Here is a 21,808-nt window from a genome sequence, read left to right on the forward strand (position 1 = left end):
CGTTGATGGCGGCTGATGGCGGCGAGGTGAATGGTTACCTGGCCGCATCTCGATCTCCGACACGCGAAGATCCTCACACCAGCTCAGGGCGCCGACACCGACGTCGATACAGGCCCTAGTACCCGACCGTCACTCTCATCCTGGTCCACGTGACCCGGCCGACGACGCCGTCGACGCCGATGCCCTGCATCCGCTGGTACCAGCGGACACCCTCCTCCGTCCGGGCGTCGAACGTCCCGCTGGCCTTCCCGCAGCGCCGCTCACCGATGAACCGCTGCACGAACGCGACGTCCTCGCCGCTGAGCCCGCGTCGCACCGTACGGGTGCCGGGCCGGCGGCCGGCGGGCTTCGGTGTCGGCTTCGTCGCCGCGCGGATCGCGGCGGTCGTCTTCGGCCCGACGATGCCGTCCACGGCCAACCTCTTCGACGTCTGGAAGGCCCGGACCCAGGCTTCGGTGCGCGCACCGAACACCCCGTCGACGCTCAGCCGGCCGCCCAGCCGGTTGGCGAGGCTCTGGAGTTCCCGTACGTCACTGCCCTTGTTGCCCTTGCGGAGGGTGCGGTCGCCGAGTTTCGACGCCGTGGCGGTGGCGATGCCCCAGGCCCGGGTGCTGTCCTCGAGGCTGCGGGCATGGCCGACGCTGACGTGCACGTGCTTGTCGTGCGGATTCGAGCCGGTGTACCGGGCCGGCCGGAACCCGCGGCTCCGGCTCCAGATCGTCCGGTCGAAGATCACGTACTGCGTCGAGGGGTGCTCGATGCAGCGACGGACGAGCAGCAGCGGATCGATGCCGTCCCGGTCGAAGTCGGCGGCGTTGACCGACGAGTCGTCACCGTCGGGATTGTGGTCGGACTTGCGGGCCTGGTGCGCCGCGTCACCGATCCACCCGTCCGAGGCCTTGTCCCGGTGCGGCCAGCGTTGGTTGACCTCGGCCCGCAGGACGGCGAGCGCCGGCGCCAGATGAACTCCCACGATCACTCCTCGTCGTCCACGCTGGCGAGGTCGTACTCGACCGGTTCGCCGACCTTGTTCTCCGGGTCGTCGTCCTCGTCGAAGCAGGTGATCTCGAGGTCGTCGACGTTCGTGCTCATCGTGTGCTCCCTCCTGTGTGGGCGACTGCGGCCACCGTGCGGCAGGGGAGCGGACGGCGGCAAACGTGAAGTCGCGTTTCTTGCAGCACGACTGTCCCTCCCGGTCGACGTCGCCGCCGGTCGGTCGTGGGCGCCTCCGGATCAGTCGACGCGCGCCCGACGAGCGGGCCAGCACGAGTTGCCTGAGTGGCGACGTCCGACGGCCCGATCCGTCGCCTGCCAGGGCGTACGCCGCCGGAGCGACCCGGCGCCGTCGGTGGTTCTTGCCGCGTGACAACGAACAGTCAGGTTTCCGCCACCACTTCTGCCGGACCGGCGGGCCGGACCGTCGATCGGGCCTCCCCTGTGGAACGTCGGCCGAACGACGACGAACAAAGAGCCGCGACTCTGGCCGCGTTCGATGGATGTCGGCCGAAGTACCCACGCCCGTTGAATGGGCCTCACATCGCGGCGTCGGGTCGACGCCGCGTCCCACACCGCCGATGCCAAGTGGGGGCCGGCGGTAGCGCACCGACGTGGGGGAGGGGCCGGTGGGGGCGTACATGACGAGGCATACGGACCGGCGTGCCGACGCGCGCGAGCGGGCGGCGACGCGACCGGAGCACGCCCGCGACCGCGGGGGGCGGCCGTGAGCGTCAACCCGGACAAGTTGCTCCGGGCGGTCTGCCCGGACGGGTCGCAGATCACCTCCCATCCGTCCAGCCGGACCATCGGCACGGCGTACGGCAACTGGCTCGGCGTGACGTACATGAAGGAACTGCAGAGCCGGCGCGAGCCGAAGACGTACGGCATCGTCGACTTCGACGTGTTCACCGGCAGCACCAGCTGGGAGCCGGGCAGCATCTTCTCCCTGCACGAGGTCGACCCGCTGGTGGCCGGCGCGATGTCGGTCAGCGAGTGGCTGCGCGGCTGGCGGCAGCGCACCGACATCCTCAACTCCGACACCGACGAGGTCTACGAGATCAAGCCGCTGCGCTCGCGGGACAAAGGCGTGGAGCAGCTGCAGGGCTACCTGAAGGCGCTGCGCGCCCTGGCGCCGACCACCAGCCCGGTCTTCGGCCCGCCCCGACCCCGCAACTGGCGCGGTGGCACCTGGGACCCGTCCCGGTACCCCCTCGTCATCGGCGGGCTGGGCGGGCAGAGGACGTGCGTCATCCACGCCTGGCAGGACCCGCAGGTGCAGGGCCTGATCGTCTACGACATCAAGTGCTGCGTGCGCAGCGAGCCCCAGGAACGCCCCGAGCTGCGGCCGACGCGGGTCACGTACGTCGTCCCCGAGATCGAGCAGGAGATGCGGCCGGTCTTCGAGGAGATGGTCCGCCAGACGATGCCGTACGGCGAAGCCGGATCGCGCTACGCCGTGCTGGCCAGCGAGCGCTTCTTCGAGCTGTTCGTGAAGGGAGCCTGGGACCGCAAGCTGGACGCCATCCACGACCGGTACGGCCCACGCCCCGGGCCCGTCTTCCGCAAGTTCATGCTGGAGACCACCGTCCTGCAGCACATCCTGAGCCAGGGCGCCGGCACCTTCCTCATCGTGGCGAGCGACTACCTGCCCCGGGAGCAGGCGGACCGCTTCCTGGAACTGACCCTGACCCAGTGGAAGATCGGCGTCGCGGCCGGGACCGTCGGGCTGGTCGCCGCCGGCGCCGTGCCGCTGGCCGCCGAGGCGGCCGTGGGCGCGTCGTGGACCACCAGCGTGGGTCTGACCCCGACCCTGGCGGCGGAGCTGGCCACCGGAACGGCGGTGGCCGGCAACGTCCTGCCCCGGGTGGCCACCAACCTTCCCCAGGTGGCGCCCTCCCTGCTGAACGGATCGAGCCGCCTGTTGGAGGTCGGCGTGTCGGCGGCCAGCCGGGGCGTCGGCGCCCAGGCCCTCACCCGGATCGGCGAGCAGGCCGGCATCGGGCTGGGAATGCTCGGCGCGTTCCTCTACGTCACGCTGCCGGCCGACGCGGCCGCCTCACCGGCCGGCTCACCGCCGACCGTCGCGGAGGTCAGCGGCGTGGAACTGCCCCTGCTCGCCCCCGTCGAGCTGCTGCAACCGGTGGGCAGCAACAGGATCGGCGCGGGCTCCTTCGTCCGCTGCGGCGGCGAGAAGTACTTCGTACCGGCGATTGTGACGGCCAATGCCTCCTGACTCTCCGAACCCCGCCACCGACATCCTCAGCCGGCTCGCCGCCGAGGCGCAGAACCTCGTCGAGCCCCTCGTCCGCGGCGCCCAGCACGAGCAGGGCCGCCGGCAACTGTTGCTGGTCCTCGGCTGGGACCTCGACCAGCTCACCGGTTACCCGGTCGAGGAGATGGCCGACGCCGCCGCCGCGATCGGCGAAGCGGCGGCACAGCTCGCCGAGGCGGCGTCCACGCCCACCCAGAGCCTCGACGGTGTGCTCGCGCTGGTCCAGGACATCGCCGCCCTCGTCGACGCGATCCGCGCCGTGGCCGACCTGGCCGACGCGCCCGGCGTGCAGGTGCCGCAGGACGTCGAGGCGGCGCTGGCCGCCATCGGGCAGTCCCTGGTCGAGTTCCTGCTCCTGGAGTACCTCACCAACTACCACCCGACGGCGCACGACGTGGCTCGGGCGCTCACCCTGATCCACACCTCCGCGGACTACCTGGCCGACCTCACTCCACCGCTGGGTGGCGCGGACGGTCAACCGGTCTACCGGCTGCCCGCGGCCCCGCCGAGGTTCCAGCTCGACCGGCTCGCCGACCTGCTCACCGACCCGGTCGGGACGCTGCGCGCGGCGTACCTCGGGCCCGACGGGCTGAGCACCGCGGACGCCGCGCGGACTGCGGCCGGGCGGATCTGGCGGCGGCTCACGCCCCTGCTGGTCGCGCTCGGCGCCGAGGTCTCCCACGGCGCCGACGCGCCGGGCGCCGCCGAGCGCGACCCGCTGCGCACCCTGGCCGTACGGTTCCCGCTGAGCGCCAAGGATCCCGATCTGGCGCTCGGTGCCCTGCTGCAGGTGCTCTCCGACGCCGAGGGCGGCGCCCGGCTCGTGGTCACTCCGACGGGCTGGGCGGGGCACAGGTTCGAGGGCCGTTCCTGGGCCGTCGAGTTCACCCTCGCCGGCCAGGCCGCCGAGTTCGCCATCGGCCGCGAGGGTGTCACCCTGCCCGCCGGCGGAGGGGCCCTGACCGCCGGCGTCGTGGTCGAGCGCCTGGCCGACGCCGGCGGGCAGCCCACCGTCGTCGGCGCCGCCACCGGCACCCGCCTCGAACTCGGCGGTATCCGCGTCACCGCCGGCCTCGACCTGGGCTCCGACGGATGGGACGCGACCATCGGCGTCCGGTTCGACGCCGGAGCGCTGGTCGTCGGCGACGGCGACGGCGACGGCTTCCTCGCCGAGGTCCTTCCCGCCGACGGGGTCCGCGCCCCGTTCGAGTTCGCGCTCACCTGGTCCCGCTCCGGCGGACTGACGCTCTCGGGCGCCGCTGGTCTCGCCCTGTCCATCCCGGTGCACAGCGCCCTCGGGCCGCTGCACGTGCAGAGCATCGACCTCGCCATCGGCACCGACGGCACGACCGTCACGGCGCTGGCCGCCGGCACCGTCGACGTCCGCCTCGGCCCGCTCGTCCTCGCCGTCGAACGCGTCGGCGTCGAGGCGGTGCTCTCCTTCCCGCCCGGCGGAGGCAACCTCGGCCCGGCCGCGCTCGACCTGCGGTTCAAGCCACCGTCGGGCGCGGGCGTCGCGCTCGACGCGGGCCCGGTGACCGGGGGCGGCTACCTGTACTTCGACCCGGACGCCGAGCAGTACGCCGGTGTCGTCCAGCTGGAGTTCCAGACCATCGCCCTCACCGCGGTCGGGCTGCTCACCACCCGCATGCCGGACGGCTCCGACGGCTTCTCCCTGCTCATGATCATTGCGGCGGAGTTCCCGCCGATCAACCTCGGCTTCGGATTCACCCTCAACGGCGCCGGCGGGATCCTCGGCATCAATCGCACGGTCAACGTGGACGCGCTACGGGCCGGCGTGAAGTCGCGGGCCATCGACTCCGTCATGTTCCCCGCCGACCCGGTCGCGAACGCGCCCCAGATCGTCTCGAACCTCGCGACCTACTTCCCGCCCGCACCGGGACGGTTCGTGTTCGGGCCGATGGCCCGCATCGGCTGGGGCACGCCCACCCTGATCACGCTCGACCTGGGTCTGGTGCTGGAACTGCCCGCGCCGGTGCGGCTCCTCGTGCTCGGCAAGCTGCGGATGACCCTGCCGGACGAACGCGCACCCGTGGTCTCGATCCGGATGGACGTGCTCGGCGTCATCGACTTCGACCGCGGCGAGGCGTCGGTCGACGCCACCCTCCACGACTCGCAGGTCGCCGGGTTCGCCCTCACCGGCGACATGGCGATGCGCATGCGCTGGGCCGCCAACCCGACGTTCGCCCTCGCCGCCGGCGGCTTCCACCCGCGGTTCGCCCCACCGCCCGGCTTTCCGCACCTCGACCGGCTCGCCCTGTCCCTGGCCACCGGGGACAACCCGCGACTGCGACTGGAGGCGTACCTCGCGCTGACCTCCAACACCGCGCAGGTCGGCGCCCGCGTCGAGCTGTACGCCGCGGCCCTGGGTTTCTCCATCTCCGGGCACCTGGCCTTCGACGCCCTGTTCCGGTTCACGCCGTTCCAGTTCGTCGTCGACATGTCCGGGGCGATGGCGCTGCGCCGGGGACGCGACACCCTCATGGCCGTCACCGTCGACGCCAGCCTCTCCGGGCCGAACCGTTGGCACGCCAGCGGACGCGCCTCGTTCAAGATCTGGATCTTCGAGGGCTCGGTCAGCTTCGACGTCACCACCGGCGACGCCGTCGAGGCCGCCGCCATCACCCCCGTCGACCTCGGTCTCCTGCTCGACGGCGAACTCGAGGACCCGGCGAACTGGGCCGCCCAACTGCCGCCCGCCGGCGAGTCCCTGGTAACGCTGCGCCAGATCGAGCCGGCGCCCCACGAGCTGCTCGCCCACCCCCTCGGCGGGCTGGCGTTCCGGCAGCGCGCCGTGCCGTTCGGCGTCCACCTCGACAAGGCCGGCCAGGCACCCCTGGTCAACGGCGACCGCTTCGACGTGACCGGGCTGCGCGTCGGCGCGGACACCACGGTCAAGGCCGACGTCCTGCGCGAGCACTTCGCGCCCGCGTACTTCCTCGACCTCACCGACGACGAGAAGCTGTCCCGGCCCTCGTTCGAGGAGATGGAGGCCGGGCGGCGCTTCGCCGACCCGAAACCCGCACTGGACGGCGAGGCCGACCTCCTGCCCGCAGCCACGCTCGGCTACGAGACGGTCATCGTCGACGCGCCCGACGCTCCCGCCCGCCCGGCCGGAGTACGCACCATGGACGGCCCCACCTCGGGCCGGCTGGCCCACACCGGCCCGGCGGGGCTCGCCGCGACCCGCCACACCGGCGCGCGCCGCTTCCACGCCCCGACCCTCGGCATCGGGGTCACCGACACCCGCTACGCGCTCCGCCCGACCGGGCAGACGGCCGCGCCGGCCGCCACGGGGGAGCGCACCTCGTACACGGAGGTGGTGCAGTTGATGCGCGAACTCGCCGACGACCAGCCGCGGGCGCTGCGGATCGTGCCCGACCTGACCCGGGTCGACGCATGAGCGTCGGCCTCCACTTCCTCGGCTGGGCCCGGCAGGGACTGGTGGCCGGGCACACCACCCCCGACACGCTCACCACGCCACTGCCGGCCGACGGGACGATCGAGGCCGCCGTCCGGGTCAACCAACGCCCGGAGAAGGGCGTCAAGGTCCGGCTGTACGGGCCGGGCGACGTCACCGGCATCGACCCCCGGCAGGTCATCCGCACGGATCCCGTGCCCGGGGCCACCGAGGTGGAGCCGAACCTCTTCCCGCTCATCGAGTTCGACCGGCACGACCTTCCGTGGCTGCTGACCCCGGCTGGCGCGAACGCCAACCGGCTGCGCCCGTGGCTGTGCCTCGTCGTCGTCGAGGCCGACGCGTCCTCCGTGGACTTCGACCCGGCGATGCCCCGGCCCAAGCTGACCTGCCGGCAGGGCGAGCTGCCCGACCTGCGGGAGTCGTGGGCCTGGGCACACGCGCAGGTGCTCACCGCCCGCGACGACGAGACACTGCTCGGCGTCATCGCCGCGCAACCCGAACGAACACTGTCCCGGCTGATCTGCCCCCGCCGGCTGAAGGAGGGCACCCGGTACCGCGCCTGCCTCGTGCCGGCGTTCGAGCCGGGACGCAAGGCCGGCCTCGGCCTCCCGTTCGACGCGCGCGACGCCGGCGAGCTGCGCCCCGCCTGGCAGTACGCGCCAGGCCTGCCCACCCCGTACGAGCTGCCGGTCTACCACCACTGGGAGTTCACCACGGGGCAGGCCGGGGACTTCGAGACCCTCGTCCGGCGGCTGGCCGCCCGCGTACTGCCCCCGTCGGTGGGGCTGCGCGACATGGACGTCCGGCACCCTGGCGGCGGCCTGCCCGACCTCCCGCCCACCGCCGTCACACGGGCACTGGGCCTCGAGGGCGCCCTGCGCGCCAGCGCCAGCCGCCCGACCCTCTGGGACGCCGGTGAACAGGCCGAGTTCGCGCGGCGGCTGCGCCCCCTGCTCGCCGAGCGGTCCGGCCGGGTCGCCCCGCCCACGTACGGCAGCCTGCACGCCGCCGCGACCGGCCCCGACGGCCGCCCCGTCCTCCCGCCCGACGGGCAGGCCAGTTGGCTGCGCGAGCTCAACCTCGACCCCCGCCACCGGGCCGCCGCCGCCTTCGGCGCCGCCGTCGTCCGCGAGCAGCAGGAACACCTGATGGCCTCGGCCTGGACGCAGGCCGCCGAGATCGAACGGGTCAACGAGGCGTTGCGCCAGGGACGCCTCGCCCGGGAGGTCAGCGTCCGCATGTACGAGCGTCGCATCCTCGGCGGCCCCGCGACGCTCGCGGCAGGCGCCGCCATCCCCGACGACCAGTTGCTGCAAATGACCGCCGCCGCGCACCCGGACATCACCCTGACCCCGCGTGCCACCCGGACCGTGGCCGGAGCCGTGGGGGCCGAGCCCGCCGTCAACGCCGCCACCTCCGTGGCCTTCCGCCGGCTCACGCGCCCGCGCGGCCCCCTCGCCCGCCGGGTCCTCGCCGGCGAGGTGGGCGCACCGACCCCGCTCGCCCCGATCGCGGGCGGCGTCGCCCCGGTGACCCCGCCGGTACGACCGCCGGGCGGCACCGTCCTGCTGGACGAGGTCAGTGGCGGCACGGTGCGGTGGAAGGGACTGACCCCCGCGCTGCTGGCCAAGGCGGACGCGTGGTGGTCGCCGCCCGCACCGGCGGCGCTCACGACCTCGGCCGCGCTGGTCGGCGACGAGACACCCAGCACCGTGCTGTACGGCCCCGGCGCCGCCCTGACCGGCGACCGGATCTGGGTCGGCAGCGCCGACGGCCGGCTCTTCGAGCGTCGGCGCGAGAACGGGGCCTGGCGCTGGGTCGACCACGGCAGACCGGAGACCCCCGGCACCTGGTACCGCTACCGCGTCACCACCGCCCCCGGTGCGGCCATGTCCGGCCGCCGGGTCTTCGTCGGAGCCGAGGGGCGGCTGTTCCAGCGGTACTGGGACGGCGACCGCTGGGTGTGGATCGACCACGGTCGCCCACCCGGCACCGGCGTCGCCATGGCGCCCGGCGCCCCGATGGGCGACAACCGCGTCTGGATCACCGGCGGCAACGGGCAGCTGTACGAGCTGCGCCGCAGCGGCGACACCTGGACGTGGGTGGCGCACGGCGCGCCGCCCAACGACTGGGTCGCGAGCGCCCCCGTGGCGGCGTTCGGCGACTCCAAGCTGTTCGTGGGATCCGGGTACGGCCGGCTCTTCGAGCGGTACCGGCAGAGCGGCGAGACGTGGGCCTGGACCGACCACGGGATGCCCTGGATCGCCCAGAGCAACACCAAGATGGAGCCCGGCGCGGACCTGCTCGGCGCCAAGCTGTTCGTCCGTATCGGGACGATGAAGGTCAAGCTGCTGGTAACCACCCTCACCCGTGGCCCGGCGGTCTTCCAGCGGCTCTGGAACGGATCCACCTGGCAGTGGCAGGACCACGCCACACCGACCGGCGCGGTGCCGACAGGCGTGCCGGGCGCCCCCATGCAGGACCGCAAGATGTTCGTGCCGGACGAGGACGGCAACGTCTGGGAGCTCTACTGGAACGACAGCGCCTGGGTGTGGCTGCCGCACGGCATGCCGGACAACCGGCCGGTGGCCCAAATCGCGGAGCGGCCCCTCGACGGGCAGACGTTCTTCGTCGCCACCCGCGACGGCTACCTCTACGAGCGCTTCGACACCGGCAACGGGTGGCTGTGGCGCAACCACGGTCAACCCGTCGCGGTGCAGGGCGGCCGGGGCGGCCCGAGCGACCAGCCGGTCGCCGACGCGCGGTGGGAGCCGCCGATCGGCTACCTGTCCAACCTGGTGGCGCTGCACGTCAACGCCCCGGACGGCCCCAACCGGGCGTACCTGCGCGTGGGACGGAACCTGGACTTCGGCGGCACCGTGGCCGGCACCTGGGGAGCGCCGACGCCGCTCGGCTGGGGAACCGGCGCCGAGAACCAGGGCGCCGGCATCGCCATCGCCGACATCAGCGGCAACGGCCGGCCTGACCTGCTGCTCTTCTGGATCAGTGAACAGGCCGGCCCCAACACCGGCCACTACCAGATCGGCTGGGACATCGACGCCAACGGCGTACCGACCGCCGGCTGGAGCGACGTCAAGGGTCTCCCGGAACCCATCGCCGATCAGATCCAGGGCGCCGACGTCACGCTCGCCGACATCGACGGCGACGGACGGCCCGAGCTGGTCCTCGCGTACGTCACCGGTGGGCAGAACCGGATCTACTACCGCGTCGGATGGTCGTTGTCGACGGCCGGCGTGGTGTCGCGGGGCTGGAGCCCGTCGATGGAGGTGCCCGGCGACCCCGGCACGGTCGACGGCGTCGGCGTGGCGGTCGCCGACCTCACCGGCGACCGGAAGCCGGACCTGCTGGTCTTCACCATCGAGGACGCGGGTGGCCCCAATCGCGGCGTCTACCGGATCGGCCGCAGCCTCAACGCCCGCGGCAACGTCGTCGGCGGGTGGGCCGGCCCGCACCTGGTCGGCGGCGAGCCCTTCGGCAGCGCCGACAGCGGCGCCGGCGTCGCGGTCGTCGACGTGAACGGCAACGGCACCCCCGACCTGGTCATCTTCCACGTCGAGGACCGTCCCGGGGAGAACGTCGGCTGGTACCGCGTGGGCTGGGACCTGGGCACCACCGGCACGACGGCCCGGTGGAGCCCGAACCGCCCGGTGCCCGGCTGGTACGGCGCCAACGGCCAGGGTGCCGCGCTCGCCGTCGCGGACATCGACCCCGCGCTGCTGGACACGCGCAACCGCACGGGCAACAACTTCCGGACCGCCGCCTCCCGTCACCAGGGGCACCTGGTGGCACAGCAGAAGCTGGTCCCGCCGCCGGCCGAACCGGTGAACGTGCCGCTGGCCCCGCTGGCGCAGCGGGTACGGGAGGCCATCGACCCGGCCGGGCACGTCGAGGCCCGGGTGTCCGCGCGTGTCACCGTGCCCGGCGGATCCCTCGACGCCACGCCCGGCGACACCCTGCGGCCGCTGATCACCGCCCCGCGCTTCCCCCAGCCGATGTACGAACTGCTCCGGGACATGTCCCAGGACCTGCTGCTGCCCGGCGTCGAGCAGGTCCCGGCGGAGACCGTGACCCTGCTGCGCGGCAACCCCGCCTTCATCGAGTCCTTCATGGTCGGACTCAACCACGAGATGAGCCGTGAGCTGGCCTGGCGGGAATTCCCGGCCGACCGTCGCGCCACGTACTTCCGCCAGTTCTGGGACGTCCGTGACAGCGGCGGCGGTGGACTGCCTCTGACCGACGTGCCGCCGATCGCCGAGTGGCACGCGGACCAGGCGCTGGGGCGCAACGCCACGGCCGTCGGCGGCGCCGACATGCTGGTGCTGCTGCTCCGCGGCGAGCTGCTGCGCCGCTACCCGACCGCGACGATCTACGCCCGCCGCGCCCGCTGGGCCGACGCCGCCCACACCCGGCGCGACCTGGCCGACGAGGAACGCCGTCCCCTCTTCCGGGGCACCATGCGGCCCGACCTCACCTTCTTCGGCTTCGGCCTCACCGTCTCCGACGCGCGCGGCACCGGCGACGACCCCGGCTGGTTCTTCGTCATCCAGGAGCAGCCCACCGCGCCCCGCTTCGGCCTCGACGAGCTGCCGGAGCCGCCCCGACCACCGGGACACGGAACCCGACCGGCGAGCTGGGCGGACCTGCACTGGGGGCAGATGGCGGCCAACCGCGCTGGGTACGACGCCCTCACCCACGCGCCCGTCGCCGCACCCTTCGGCGGGTTGCGCATCGGCGCGCTCACCTGGGCGCAGACGTCCGCCCACCTGGCGCACATCACGCTGCAGCGGCCCATGCAGGTGGCCATCCACGCCACCGACATGCTTCCCGCGGTCCAGGACGGCAACCGCGTGACGCACGTGGCCCGGGCCAACGGCGGCTCCGGCGCGATCGTCGCCCTGGGCGGCGTCGGTCCCGAGGGCAACCGGTGGCGGATGACCGAGGCGGAGGTCATCGCCGCGCTCCGCCGCGGCGAGCCGTTCCACGTCGAGGAGCCCGCCGGCGACCGCGTACGGCTCATCGTCTCCCGCACCCACGCGGGGCGGCCATACGCCAAGACCGAGGCCGACGGCGACGAACCCAACAACCTGTTGGCCCTGCCCCACCTGCCCGAGGAGCAGCGATGACGACCTGGACGCTCGGAGCGGACCATCCGCTGGCCCTGTTCCCGGTCCGGGTAGAGACCCGGTTCGTCGGGACGGACCTCCGCGTGCGCATCTACCCGGGCGACTTCCACGTCGACACCCACGAGCCGGAGCTGACCGGCACGGAGCGCGACTGGGGCCGCCGCTACTGGGCCGAACTGGCCGCGGCCACCACCGCCGCCGCGGCGCAGGCGGCCTGGGACCGCCTGGTCGCCGGGTTCGGGCCGGAGCGGGCCGCGTGGGTCGCCCGGCAGCTCGAACCCACCTCGACACAGCCCGTCCCCGAGCCGCCCAGCCGCCCCGCCGCCTGGAGCCGCGCCCCCGTGGCCACCGGCCTGCCGACCCGCTGGCACGTCACCGCGCTGATCCCGGGGCAGGCGCCCGTGACCCGCATCTCCGCCGAGGTGGCTCGCCCGCTCCAGGTCGGCCCGTCGCCCACCCCGCCGCCGGCCGGCGGCCCGGCCGGACCCGTCGAACCCGGGCTGCTCTGGCTCACCGACTACCAGACGGCCGTGGACGCGGGCATGGCCGTCACCCTCCCCGTCGGCGCGGCCCAGCAGGTGACCCGGCTGCTGGTGTTCGGCGTCCGGGAGAACGTGACCGCCGGGCAGGGCGCCGACCTGCTCGGAAAGATGCTCGACGCCCAGTACTACACCGGCGGCCTCGGCTTCGTGCCGCACGGCACCCCGACGAACAACACCGACACCGCGACGTCCGGCTACAGCCGCCAGGATCCCGCGTACCGGTCGGCGTACCGGTTCGTGGCCGGGCGGGGCCGCCAGGCCGCCGCCGCCGGCAGCAACGCCGCCGCCACCGCCCGCGCCCTCGGGCTGCGCGCCGACGCCGTCGCCGCCACGGAACCCCTTCCCGCCGGCCGTTCCCTGCTGATCTCCCGCGGCGCCGACCGCCTCGAGGAGACCGCCGCCCGGGCGATGAACACCGCCCTGTGGGGCGCCACCTGGGGTTACCACCTGTGGCAAATCATGGCCCCGGTGCTGGGCGACGACGACATCCGGTACGGCCGGCAGCACTTCCTCGACCACGTCCGCGCCGGTGGGCCGCTGCCGGCGCTGCGCGCCGGCCGCCAGCCGTACGGTCTGCTGCCCGTCACCGCCCTCGCGCAGTGGGCGCCCCGCGAGGCCACCGGCGCCCCCGCCGCCCGTGACCAGGCCCTGCTGGACCTGCTCCGGCAACTCCAGAGCACCGTCTGGCGGCCCGCGGCCGCCCGGCTGCCCGCACTCGACGGCACGGAGACCGCCGTCGCGCCCGACGACCGGCAGAAACTGCTCGTGCAGATCCTCGGCATGGCGCCGGTGACCCGGCAGTTCCGCGCCCGCCCGGTGCTCGGCCCCGAGTACGTCGAGAATCTGTGGCGGTTCATGCGGCTGCAGCTTCCCGACACGTTTCCGGAGAACCAGAGCGGGCGTGCGCGGGCGCTGCTGGAACGCCTCGGCCGGTCCACCTGGCGGCCGCGCGGCGCCGGCATGGTCTACGGCAACGACTCCTTCCCGCTCACGGCGCCCCTGGTCCTCGCGGGGCACGCCGACGGCGTCGTGGCGTACCTCGACCTCCTGCGTGCGGGCACCCCCTACCGGGACCTGGTGAACCTCCCCGACTTCACGGTCGGCGGGGCGCGCACGCCCCTGCTGTACCGGCTGCTGCGCCACGCCCTGCTCACCGAGCTGTCCCTGGCCGCCGCCCGGATTCTGCGCCGGCAGGGCAACCTGCCGGCCGGCGCCGACGCCGAGCCGGAACTGGTCGACATCCGGCCCGACATCACCACCCCGACCGCCTGGCGCCGCCTCGACGCACCCGCGCCCGGTGGCGGCACCCTGGGCGCGTACCTGCTGCGCCCCGAGTCGGCGACCGACGTCGACGGGCAGGAGGTGCACCAGGTCCGCGCCGCCCTGGGCGTGCTCCGCGACGTCCCGGTCGACGGGCTCGAACGGCTGCTGGGGGAGACCCTCGACCTCGCCTCGCACCGCCTCGACGCGTGGCTGACCTCCTACGCCACCAAGCGCCTGGCCTGGCTGCGCGCCCGGAACCCGAACGGCGTGCACGTCGGCGCGTACGGCTGGGTGGAGAACCTGCGCCGCCGGGGCGGCGCGTCCGGCCTCGGCGGCCAGGCCGAGCCGGTCGTCGACCCAGACAGCGTCGGCTTCGTGCACGCGCCGTCGCTGCCGCAGGCCGTCACCGCCGCGGTGCTGCGCAGCGGCTACCGTACCCACGCCGGCGCCGCGGGCGGGCCCAACCCGCTGGCCGTCGACCTGTCCTCCGACCGGGTACGGCTGGCGACCTGGCTGCTCGACGGCATCCGCCAGGGGCAGGACCTGGCCGCCCTGCTCGGCTACCGGTTCGAGCGCGGTCTGCACGACGACCCCGGCACGGTGCCGCTGGACGCCTACATCGCCCGCTTCCGGCAGCTCGCGCCGATCCGTCTCACCCGCGTCGACGCGGACCGCGGCCCGACGGAGGTCGTGGCGGCGCACGACGTCGTCGACGGTCTCGAACTGCATCGCCTCTGGAAGGCCGGCCGGATCGACTGGAACGGCGACCCCGAGCTGCCCGACGTGGGCAGCGGCGACCACCGCCGACTGCTCGCCGTGCTGGCCGCGCTCGACGACGCGGTGGACGCCCTCAGCGACGCGCTGCTGGCCGAGAGCGTGCACCACGCCGTCCAGGGCAACCCGATGCGGGCCGGCGCCACGCTGGACGCGGCCAGCCGCGGCGAGGCTCCGCCCCCGGAGCTGGAGGTGGTCCGCACCCCACGTTCCGGCGTGGCGGTCACCCACCGGCTGCTGGTCGCGATGCGCCCGCAGGCCGCCCCGCCGGACGACTGGCCCGTGGACGCCCGGCAGGTCCGGGCCGCCGCCGAGCCGGCCGTCAACGCCTGGGCCGCGTCCCTGCTCAGCCCTCCCGCCGGGGTGCGCGTGGGCGTGCGCTGGCAGCATCCCGGCACCGGCGACGTGCTCGCCCGCACCGAGACCACCCTCGACCGCCTGCGCCTGTCGCCGCTGGACTACCTGCACCTGCCCGAGCAGGACGACACCGCCGCGCAGTCCGAACTGGAGCTTCGCCTCGCCCGCAGCCTGGGGCAACCCCCGGACGGCGTGCCCGCCGACGCGGTGCTGCGACTGGACTTCGGGCGGCCGCCGCACTGGGAGGCGCACGTCCTGAGCGTGGCCGAGTTCCTGGAGACCGTCCGCGCGCTCCGGCAGGTCATCCGCTCCGCGCGCCCCCTGAACGCCGCCGACCTGCAGGACCCGTCCAACCCCACGCCCGCCGTCCTCGACGAGGAGGACCTGCGGGCCCGCGCGACGTCGGCGGCCACCGCGTTGGCCGCGGTCGCCACGCGGCTCGCCGCGGAGTCGACCGCCGACCAGGAGGAGGGGTTGCTGCGTGCCGCGTCCTTCGGCGTGCAGGGCGCACTTCCACCGCCGGGCCCGGTGAGCGGGCCGGCCCTGACGGCGCAGGTGGGCGCCGTCCGGGACGAGGTCTCCCGGAGGCTCGCCGCCGAGGCGGACCTGCGCGCCGGGTTCGACCGCGCCGCCGCCGACCCGCAGCAGCGCCGCGACCACGACCTCGACCGGCTCCGTGCCGTCCTCGGGCCGGACTTCACCGCCGTGGCGACGTTCCGCCTCGCCGACCCCGCGCCGCTCACCGAAGCGTTGCGCGTCACCGACGCCCCGGACGACCAGCCCCTCGCCACCGAGGACTGGCTCGCCCGCGCCGCCACCGTGCGTCCCGGCGCGGAGCGGCTCGCGACCGCGCTCACCTACGCCGAGGCCGCGGGTCGCGGCGGCACCGGCCGGCTCGTCGCGGCGCAGTTCCGGCAGGACGACGACGAGCCGTGGGTCGGCCTGAATCCGCCACCAGCCCTGCCCGGCGGCAGCCGGGTGTCCCTCGTCCTGCACCTGTCCGCCCCGCTCGACACGGCCGGGCCGGTCGCCGGCCTCGCCGTCGACGACTGGGTGGAGATCCTTCCCGGCGCCACGGAGACCACCGGCGTCGCCTTCAACGTCGACGCGCCGTCGGCGGCGGCCCCGCAGGCCGTCCTGCTCGCCGTGTCGCCCGACGCCCGGCCGGCGTGGTCGTCCGAGCTGGTCCAGGACATCCTCGACGAGACCCGGGACCTGGCCCGGCTGCGCGCGGTCGACCTCGACGTACTCGGCGACGTGGGGCAGTTCCTGCCCGCCCTGTACGTCGCCGACAACCAGGGCGACGAGGCGGTCTCGACCGACTTCTCCCGCGGCGAGCCGGCAAGGAGCTGACGCATGCCCTCGATCACCACCTGGACCCGCCTGGAACCCCGCCCCCGCGCGGAGGACATGGCGGCCGCCCTCGAAGCCCGCGTCCACGACCCGCTGTGGCTACTGGCCCGGCAGTGGCAGACCGGGGAGTTCCGCGGCGACGACGGCGGCTCACCCATCCTGGTCGAGCTGACCGGCGAAGCGGCCATGGTCACCGCGTACCGGCCCGGCCCGGCGGGGGACCCGCAGGCGTACGACGTCGCGGCCGCCCCGCTCGAGGTCCTCGTCGAGCGGGAGGCCCCCGGCGAGGCACCACCGTACCGGTGGCGCACGGACGCCGGCGTGCACTTCCTGCGACTGCTCCGCCGGGCCGGGGCCGCCGTGCACGGCCCCGCGTACGCCGCCGAGTACCGGCTCGACTCGCCGGTCCCGGACGACGAGGCGCACCCGCCGTCCCTCCGATTCCGCGCCGTCACCGCGGGCCGGGTCCCGGACGGCGTGGCGCTGCGGGCGGCGCTCGGCGACGTGGCCGGCACCGGTGCTCTGCCGGCCGAGCCGCCCGTGCCGGACGCCGACCGTCCGAAGGTGCTCGCCGCCGCGCGGGCGTTCGTCAGGTGGTACGACGACCGTGTCCCCGCCCCGGCCGAACACGAGGCATGGGTGGCGGAGCGGATGGAGTACACGTTCGCGGTGTCCGCGAAGAGCGCCGGCGCCGACCTCGTCCTCGCCGCGCCCGAGTATGCCGGAGGGAGTCTGGACTGGCCCGACTTCCGCGTCGAGACCGGGGCTAGCCTGCCCGCCGCGCCGGCCACCGTCCCCGTCGCCGTGACGGCCTTCCCGGCGCCCGTCACGTACGCCGGCATGCCGGCCCCGCGCCTGTGGGAGTTCGAGGACGCCCGGGTGCAGTTCGGCTCGGTGGACGCCGGCCCCGGCGACCTGGCCCGGATGGTCATGGTCGAGTTCGCGTCGGTCTACGGCAACGACTGGTTCCTCGTGCCCGTCGACGTGCCCGTCGGATCGGTCTCCCGGATCGACTCCCTCGTCGTCACCGACACCTTCGGGGAACGCACCCGTGTCCGTGCCGCCGCGGACGTCGATGCCCTCGCTGGGCGCACCGACTGGAGCATGTACCAGCTGTCCCGGGCGCCGACCGGTTCCGCCGTCGCCACCGGAATCGAGCCGGTCCTCTTCGTGCCACCCGTACTTCCGACGACCCGGCTGGAAAGCACGCCGGTGGAGGAGATCCGGTTGATGCGCGACGAGGTCGCGAACCTGGTGTGGGCCGTCGAGGGCGTCGTGCAGAGCGGCGCCGGACTGGCGGTCGACCGGTTCGAGCTGTTCCAGCGGCAGCGCGCGGCCGAGCAACGGGACGGCGGCTCGACCGCGCCGACCGGCGACGGGCCCGCTCTGGTCTACCGGCTGGCCACCGAGGTGCCGGACCACTGGGTGGCGCTGCTGCCCGTCGAGACCGCGCCCGGTGAGCTGCGCCTGCGTCGGGCCTCCGCCCCGCACGCGTCCGGCCCCGGCGCGCCCCTGGGGCGTCTGCTCACACCGGACCGCGAGCTGGTCCTCTTCGAGGAGGAGGTGCCGCGAGCCGGCGCGCGGGTCACCCGCACCCGCCAGTACGCACGGTGGCTGGACGGCAGCACCTATGTCTGGACGGGGCGCCGCAAGCGGCCCGGCCGGGGGGAGGGCGCGAGCGGGTTGCGGTTCGACGTGGTCGAGCCGCGAGGGTGAGGGGCCTCGACGACGACGGCCGAAACCGTCCCGTCGCCGGGTTGCCTGCTCCCGCCCGGGAGAGTAGGCAGGAGGTCCACCCGTGTCGATCTGCGGAGGCCACATGAGACCTCGGGCCCTCATCACCGCGACCATCGCGCTGACCACCCTCGTGGCCGGCGCCACCGTCCCCGCCCAGGCCGGGCCGCCCAGGCCGACCGAACCGCCCAAGGCGGCCGTCGCGGTCGGCTACGGCGGCGCGGTGTCGACGGTGGACGCCACCGCCACGGCGGTCGGGCTCGACGTGCTGCGTCGTGGCGGCAACGCGGTCGACGCGGCCGTCGCCGCGGCGGCGACGCTCGGCGTCACCGAGCCCTTCTCGGCCGGCGTCGGCGGGGGCGGCTTCCTCGTCTACTACGACGCCAGGACCCGGCAAGTCCACACCATCGACGGCCGCGAGGCCGCGCCGGCGTCGATGACCGAGACCAGCTTCGTCAACCCGGCCACCGGCCGACCGTACGCGTTCGACGAGGCCCGTATCAGCGGGCTGTCGGCCGGCGTGCCCGGCACGCTGCTCACCTGGCAGGACGCGCTGCGCCGCTGGGGCACCCGGTCGCTGGCGCAGATGCTCACGCCCGCCGCCCGGGTCGCCGAGCGCGGCTTCCCGGTCGACGAGACCTTCGCCAGCCAGATCGCCGCCAACCAGGCCGCGTTCGGGCAGTTCCACTCCACCAGCGCGCTCTACCTGCCGGGCGGTCGGCCGCCCGCGGTCGGCAGCACCTTCCGCAATCCCGACCTGGCCGACACGTACCGGCTGATCGCCAAGCGCGGCACCGGCGTGTTCTACCGCGGCGAGGTCGGCCGCGACGTCGTGGCCACCGTGCAGCACCCGCCGCTGGCCACGACGCCCGTGGGCACCTGGCCGTACCCGATCCGGCCGGCCGGGATGACGATGGGCGACCTCGCCGACTACCGCACCCGCTTCCCGGAGCCGACCCGCTCCGACTACCGCGGGCTGCAGGTCTACGGCATGTCCACCCCGTCCAGCGGCGGCACGGCGGTGGGCGAGGCCCTCAACATCCTCGAGCGGTTCGACCTGCGGTCGATGACCCCGGCGCAGGCCATGCACCACTACCTGGAGGCCAGCGCGCTGGCGTTCGCCGACCGCAACCGGTACGTCGGTGACCACACCTCCCAGGCCGTGCTGCGGGAACTGCTCGGCGACGCGTACGCCAAGGAGCGGGCCTGCACCATCGACGCCGCGGCGGCGCTGCCGAAGCCGGTGGCGCCCGGCGTTCCCGACGGCGCCTACGGCGGCTGCTCGACGGCCACGGTCGCCGACACCCGCGACGACCGTAAGAGCACCACCAACCTCACGGTGGCCGACCGGTGGGGCAACGTCGTGGAGTACACGCTGACCATCGAGGCGACCGGCGGCAACGGCATGGTCGTGCCCGGGCGGGGCTTCCTGCTCAACAACGAGCTGACCGACTTCAACTTCGCGCCGACCCAGGGCACCGCGCCGGACCCGAACCTGCCCGCACCCGGCAAGCGCCCTCGCAGCTCGATGGCGCCGACCATCGTGCTGGCCGACGGGCGGCCGTTCCTGGCCGTCGGCACCCCCGGCGGTGCCACGATCATCACCACGGTCCTGCAGATGCTGGTCAACCGGATCGACCTGGGCATGACCCTGCCGGAGGCCCTGGCCGCGCCGCGGGCGTCACAGCGCAACGGCACCACGCAGGCCGAACCGGCGTTCGTCACCGCGTACGCCGGTGGCCTTCCCAAGGGCCACACGTTCTCCGAGACCGCGGAGATCGGCGCCGCCACCGGCATCGAGTTCCTGCCGGGCGGCCGGTTCGTCGCCGCCGCCGAGCCGGTACGCCGCGGCGGCGGCGCGGCGGCCGTGGTCGACCGCTGGGGTCGCAACTGACGGTGGGGCGGCGGCGACGGCCCGGGAGTGCCGGCCGTCGGCGCCGCCCGCTCAGCGGTCGAGCGCGTCCCGGACTCCCGGGTCCGGGGGCGACTCGACCGCGGGCGGCCGGCGCCGGAGGGCGTCCCAGGCCGCCTTGCCGCTGGCCGCGTAGTCCCGGACGCTCTTCCGCACGAGCAGGCCGAACCCGCACTCGGCGCAGCGCGCCTTCACGCCGACGGCGTCGACACCGACGTGCCGGCACAGCGCCACGGCCCGTGACACGTGGTAGGACTGGGTGACGACCAGCGCCCGCTCGATCCCGTACACCTCGCGGGCCCGGGCGCAACTGTCGTAGGTGTCCAGGCCGAACGGGTCGGCCACCACGCGACCCGGATCCACACCGAGCCGTTCGGTCAGGTAGGCGGTCATCACCGCAGGCTCGTCACCGGAGGCGCCACCGCCGTCGCCGGACACGAGGACGACCCGCGCCCGACCGCTGTTCACCAGCTCGGCGGCGGTCTCCAGGCGGCCGGCGAGCCGCGCACCCGGCTGGCGCCGGTCCGCGCCCACCGCGGTGCCCAGCACGATCACGACGTCGGCGGCGGGCGCCTCGGCCTCGTCGTACACGTGGCCGTGCGCGGCGACGGTCGTCCAGAGCCAGGGAACACTGGCGAGGACCACGGCGGCCAGGGCGAGCCCGGCCGACCACGCGAGGCGTCGCCGCCACCGGCCCGGCGCGGGAGCGGGCTCGCTCAGCTCACCCACGAGCCGCTTCCCCTCGGCAGCCGTCGCATTCCCCGCCCCTCCCGCCGTCATGGCCGAGGCCGCCCGTCGCCCGGGTCGCACCGGCCGCCAGTCTAGGTGGCGCTGACCGGACGAGGCCGGGTCAGGCGTACGGGCGTTCAGGCGTTCGGCGGCAGGTCGGTGCCGGCGCCGCGACGGCGTAGCCGCACCAGGTCGGTACGTGCCGGAGCCACGTCAGCGGCGGTGGTCACCGGCAACCCGGCGTCGACACGTGCCGCGGGCAGGGTCGGTTCCCCGGCAGCCTCCACGACGAAGCCGGCGTCGCTGATCATGTCCAGGTCGGCCCGGCCGGCCTGCCCCTCGCTGGTCAGGTAGTCGCCGAGGAACATCGCGTTGGCGATGTGCAGGGCCAGCGGTTGGAGCGTGCGCAGGTGAATCTCCCGGCCACCGGCGAGCCGGACCTCCACGTCGGGGAAGACGAAACGCACCATGGCCAGGATCCGCAGGCAGCGTTGCGGAGTGAGCTGCCAGCGGCCGGCCATCGGGGTGCCGTCGAACGGGATCAGGAAGTTCACCGGTACCGAGTCGGGCGCGAGATCGGCCAGCGCGAAGACCACGTCGACCAGGTCGTCGTCGCTCTCGCCCATTCCGGCGATCAACCCGGAGCAGGCCGAGAGCCCGCCGCGCCGGGCCTGCTCGACAGTGGACACGCGATCGGCGTAGGTATGGGTCGTGCAGATGTCGGCATAGCGTTCGCCGGCCGTGTTCAGGTTGTGGTTGTACGCGTCCGCGCCGGCATCGCGCAGCCGCGTGGCCTGCCCGGCGTCGAGCAGGCCCAGACACGCGCACACCTCGACCCCGGCGTACCGCTCCCGGATGGCCGCGATCGTCCGGGCCACCCGATCGATGTCGCGCCCGGTGGGCCCACGGCCACTGGCGACCAGGCAGACCCGCTTGGCGCCACCGGCGACCCCGGCCCCGGCCGCCTCGACCGCCTGGTCCGGCGTGAGCCAGGTGTAGGAGAGCACTCCGGACTCGGCGCCGAGCCGCTGCGAGCAGTACGCGCAGTCTTCCGGGCACCGCCCGCTCTTGAGGTTGACGAGATAGTTGAGTTTGACCCGGTTGCCGAAGTACCGCCGGCGAACGCGCCCGGCGGCTGCCACCACCGCCAGCAGATCGTCGTCGTTGCTCCCCAGTACGGCGCGCGCCTCGTCGCGGGTGGCTCGTCCGCCCGCGAGCGCGCGTTCGGCGAGTGCGTCGACCATCCTCATGCCGATCATGCTCTCGTGCCGGAGCGTGCCGATGCGACCC

At 74.4% G+C, this 21,808-nt stretch carries 9 protein-coding genes; 6 read left to right on the forward strand and 3 right to left on the reverse strand.

What is annotated here, in order from left to right; translation table 11 throughout:
- Positions 1–115: 115 nt before the first annotated feature.
- On the reverse strand, positions 116–973 hold the full coding sequence (locus tag D7193_RS33550) for a peptidoglycan-binding domain-containing protein (RefSeq protein WP_158674869.1): 858 nt from the start codon (positions 971–973) through the stop codon (positions 116–118).
- Between the two features lie 747 nt (positions 974–1,720).
- On the opposite strand from D7193_RS33550, the gene D7193_RS26375 reads away from it, so the two are divergent.
- The 6 genes from D7193_RS26375 (at position 1,721) to ggt (ending at position 19,771) form a co-directional block, all read left to right on the forward strand.
- Positions 1,721–3,229, forward strand: a complete 1,509-nt coding sequence (locus D7193_RS26375; RefSeq protein ID WP_147434459.1) for a hypothetical protein — start codon at positions 1,721–1,723, stop codon at positions 3,227–3,229.
- Positions 3,219–6,692 (forward strand): DUF6603 domain-containing protein, encoded by a 3,474-nt coding sequence (locus D7193_RS26380; protein WP_120782324.1) that lies wholly within the window; start codon positions 3,219–3,221, stop codon positions 6,690–6,692. Before D7193_RS26375 ends, D7193_RS26380 begins: the two co-directional genes overlap by 11 nt.
- Positions 6,689–11,854, forward strand: coding sequence for an FG-GAP-like repeat-containing protein (locus D7193_RS34645; protein WP_120782325.1), 5,166 nt, complete (start codon positions 6,689–6,691; stop codon positions 11,852–11,854). The genes D7193_RS26380 and D7193_RS34645 overlap by 4 nt, the downstream gene beginning before the upstream one ends.
- Positions 11,851–16,143 carry a hypothetical protein gene (locus tag D7193_RS26390; RefSeq protein ID WP_120782326.1) on the forward strand — a complete coding sequence of 1,431 codons (4,293 nt, stop codon included), beginning with the start codon at positions 11,851–11,853 and terminating at the stop codon, positions 16,141–16,143. Before D7193_RS34645 ends, D7193_RS26390 begins: the two co-directional genes overlap by 4 nt.
- A 3-nt stretch (positions 16,144–16,146) precedes the next feature.
- Positions 16,147–17,859, forward strand: a complete 1,713-nt coding sequence (locus tag D7193_RS26395) for a hypothetical protein (protein WP_120782327.1) — start codon at positions 16,147–16,149, stop codon at positions 17,857–17,859.
- 103 nt (positions 17,860–17,962) lie between these two features.
- A complete protein-coding gene (ggt, locus tag D7193_RS26400) occupies positions 17,963–19,771 on the forward strand; it encodes a gamma-glutamyltransferase (RefSeq protein WP_120782328.1) in 1,809 nt (602 codons plus the stop codon).
- 51 nt (positions 19,772–19,822) lie between these two features.
- On the opposite strand, the gene D7193_RS26405 is transcribed toward ggt, so the two are convergent.
- Together D7193_RS26405 and bioB are read right to left on the reverse strand one after the other, a co-directional pair.
- On the reverse strand, positions 19,823–20,518 hold the full coding sequence (locus tag D7193_RS26405; RefSeq protein WP_241563492.1) for a SanA/YdcF family protein: 696 nt from the start codon (positions 20,516–20,518) through the stop codon (positions 19,823–19,825).
- 137 nt (positions 20,519–20,655) lie between these two features.
- Entirely contained in the window at positions 20,656–21,768 is a 1,113-nt protein-coding gene (gene bioB, locus D7193_RS26410) for a biotin synthase BioB (RefSeq protein ID WP_120782497.1), read from the reverse strand.
- Positions 21,769–21,808 lie beyond the last annotated feature (40 nt).

It is taken from the genome of Micromonospora costi (assembly GCF_003626655.1).
GTDB lineage: Bacteria > Actinomycetota > Actinomycetes > Mycobacteriales > Micromonosporaceae > Micromonospora > Micromonospora costi.

What these genes read in the sequence shown, in the direction of transcription:
- D7193_RS26390 (WP_120782326.1), top strand. Translation starts at nt 11,851, where the DNA reads ATGACGACCTGGACGCTCGGAGCGGACCATCCGCTGGCCCTGTTCCCG.
- bioB (WP_120782497.1), bottom strand. Translation starts at nt 21,768, where the DNA reads ATGAGGATGGTCGACGCACTCGCCGAACGCGCGCTCGCGGGCGGACGA.
- ggt (WP_120782328.1), top strand. Translation starts at nt 17,963, where the DNA reads ATGAGACCTCGGGCCCTCATCACCGCGACCATCGCGCTGACCACCCTC.
- D7193_RS26395 (WP_120782327.1), top strand. Translation starts at nt 16,147, where the DNA reads ATGCCCTCGATCACCACCTGGACCCGCCTGGAACCCCGCCCCCGCGCG.
- D7193_RS26380 (WP_120782324.1), top strand. Translation starts at nt 3,219, where the DNA reads ATGCCTCCTGACTCTCCGAACCCCGCCACCGACATCCTCAGCCGGCTC.
- D7193_RS34645 (WP_120782325.1), top strand. Translation starts at nt 6,689, where the DNA reads ATGAGCGTCGGCCTCCACTTCCTCGGCTGGGCCCGGCAGGGACTGGTG.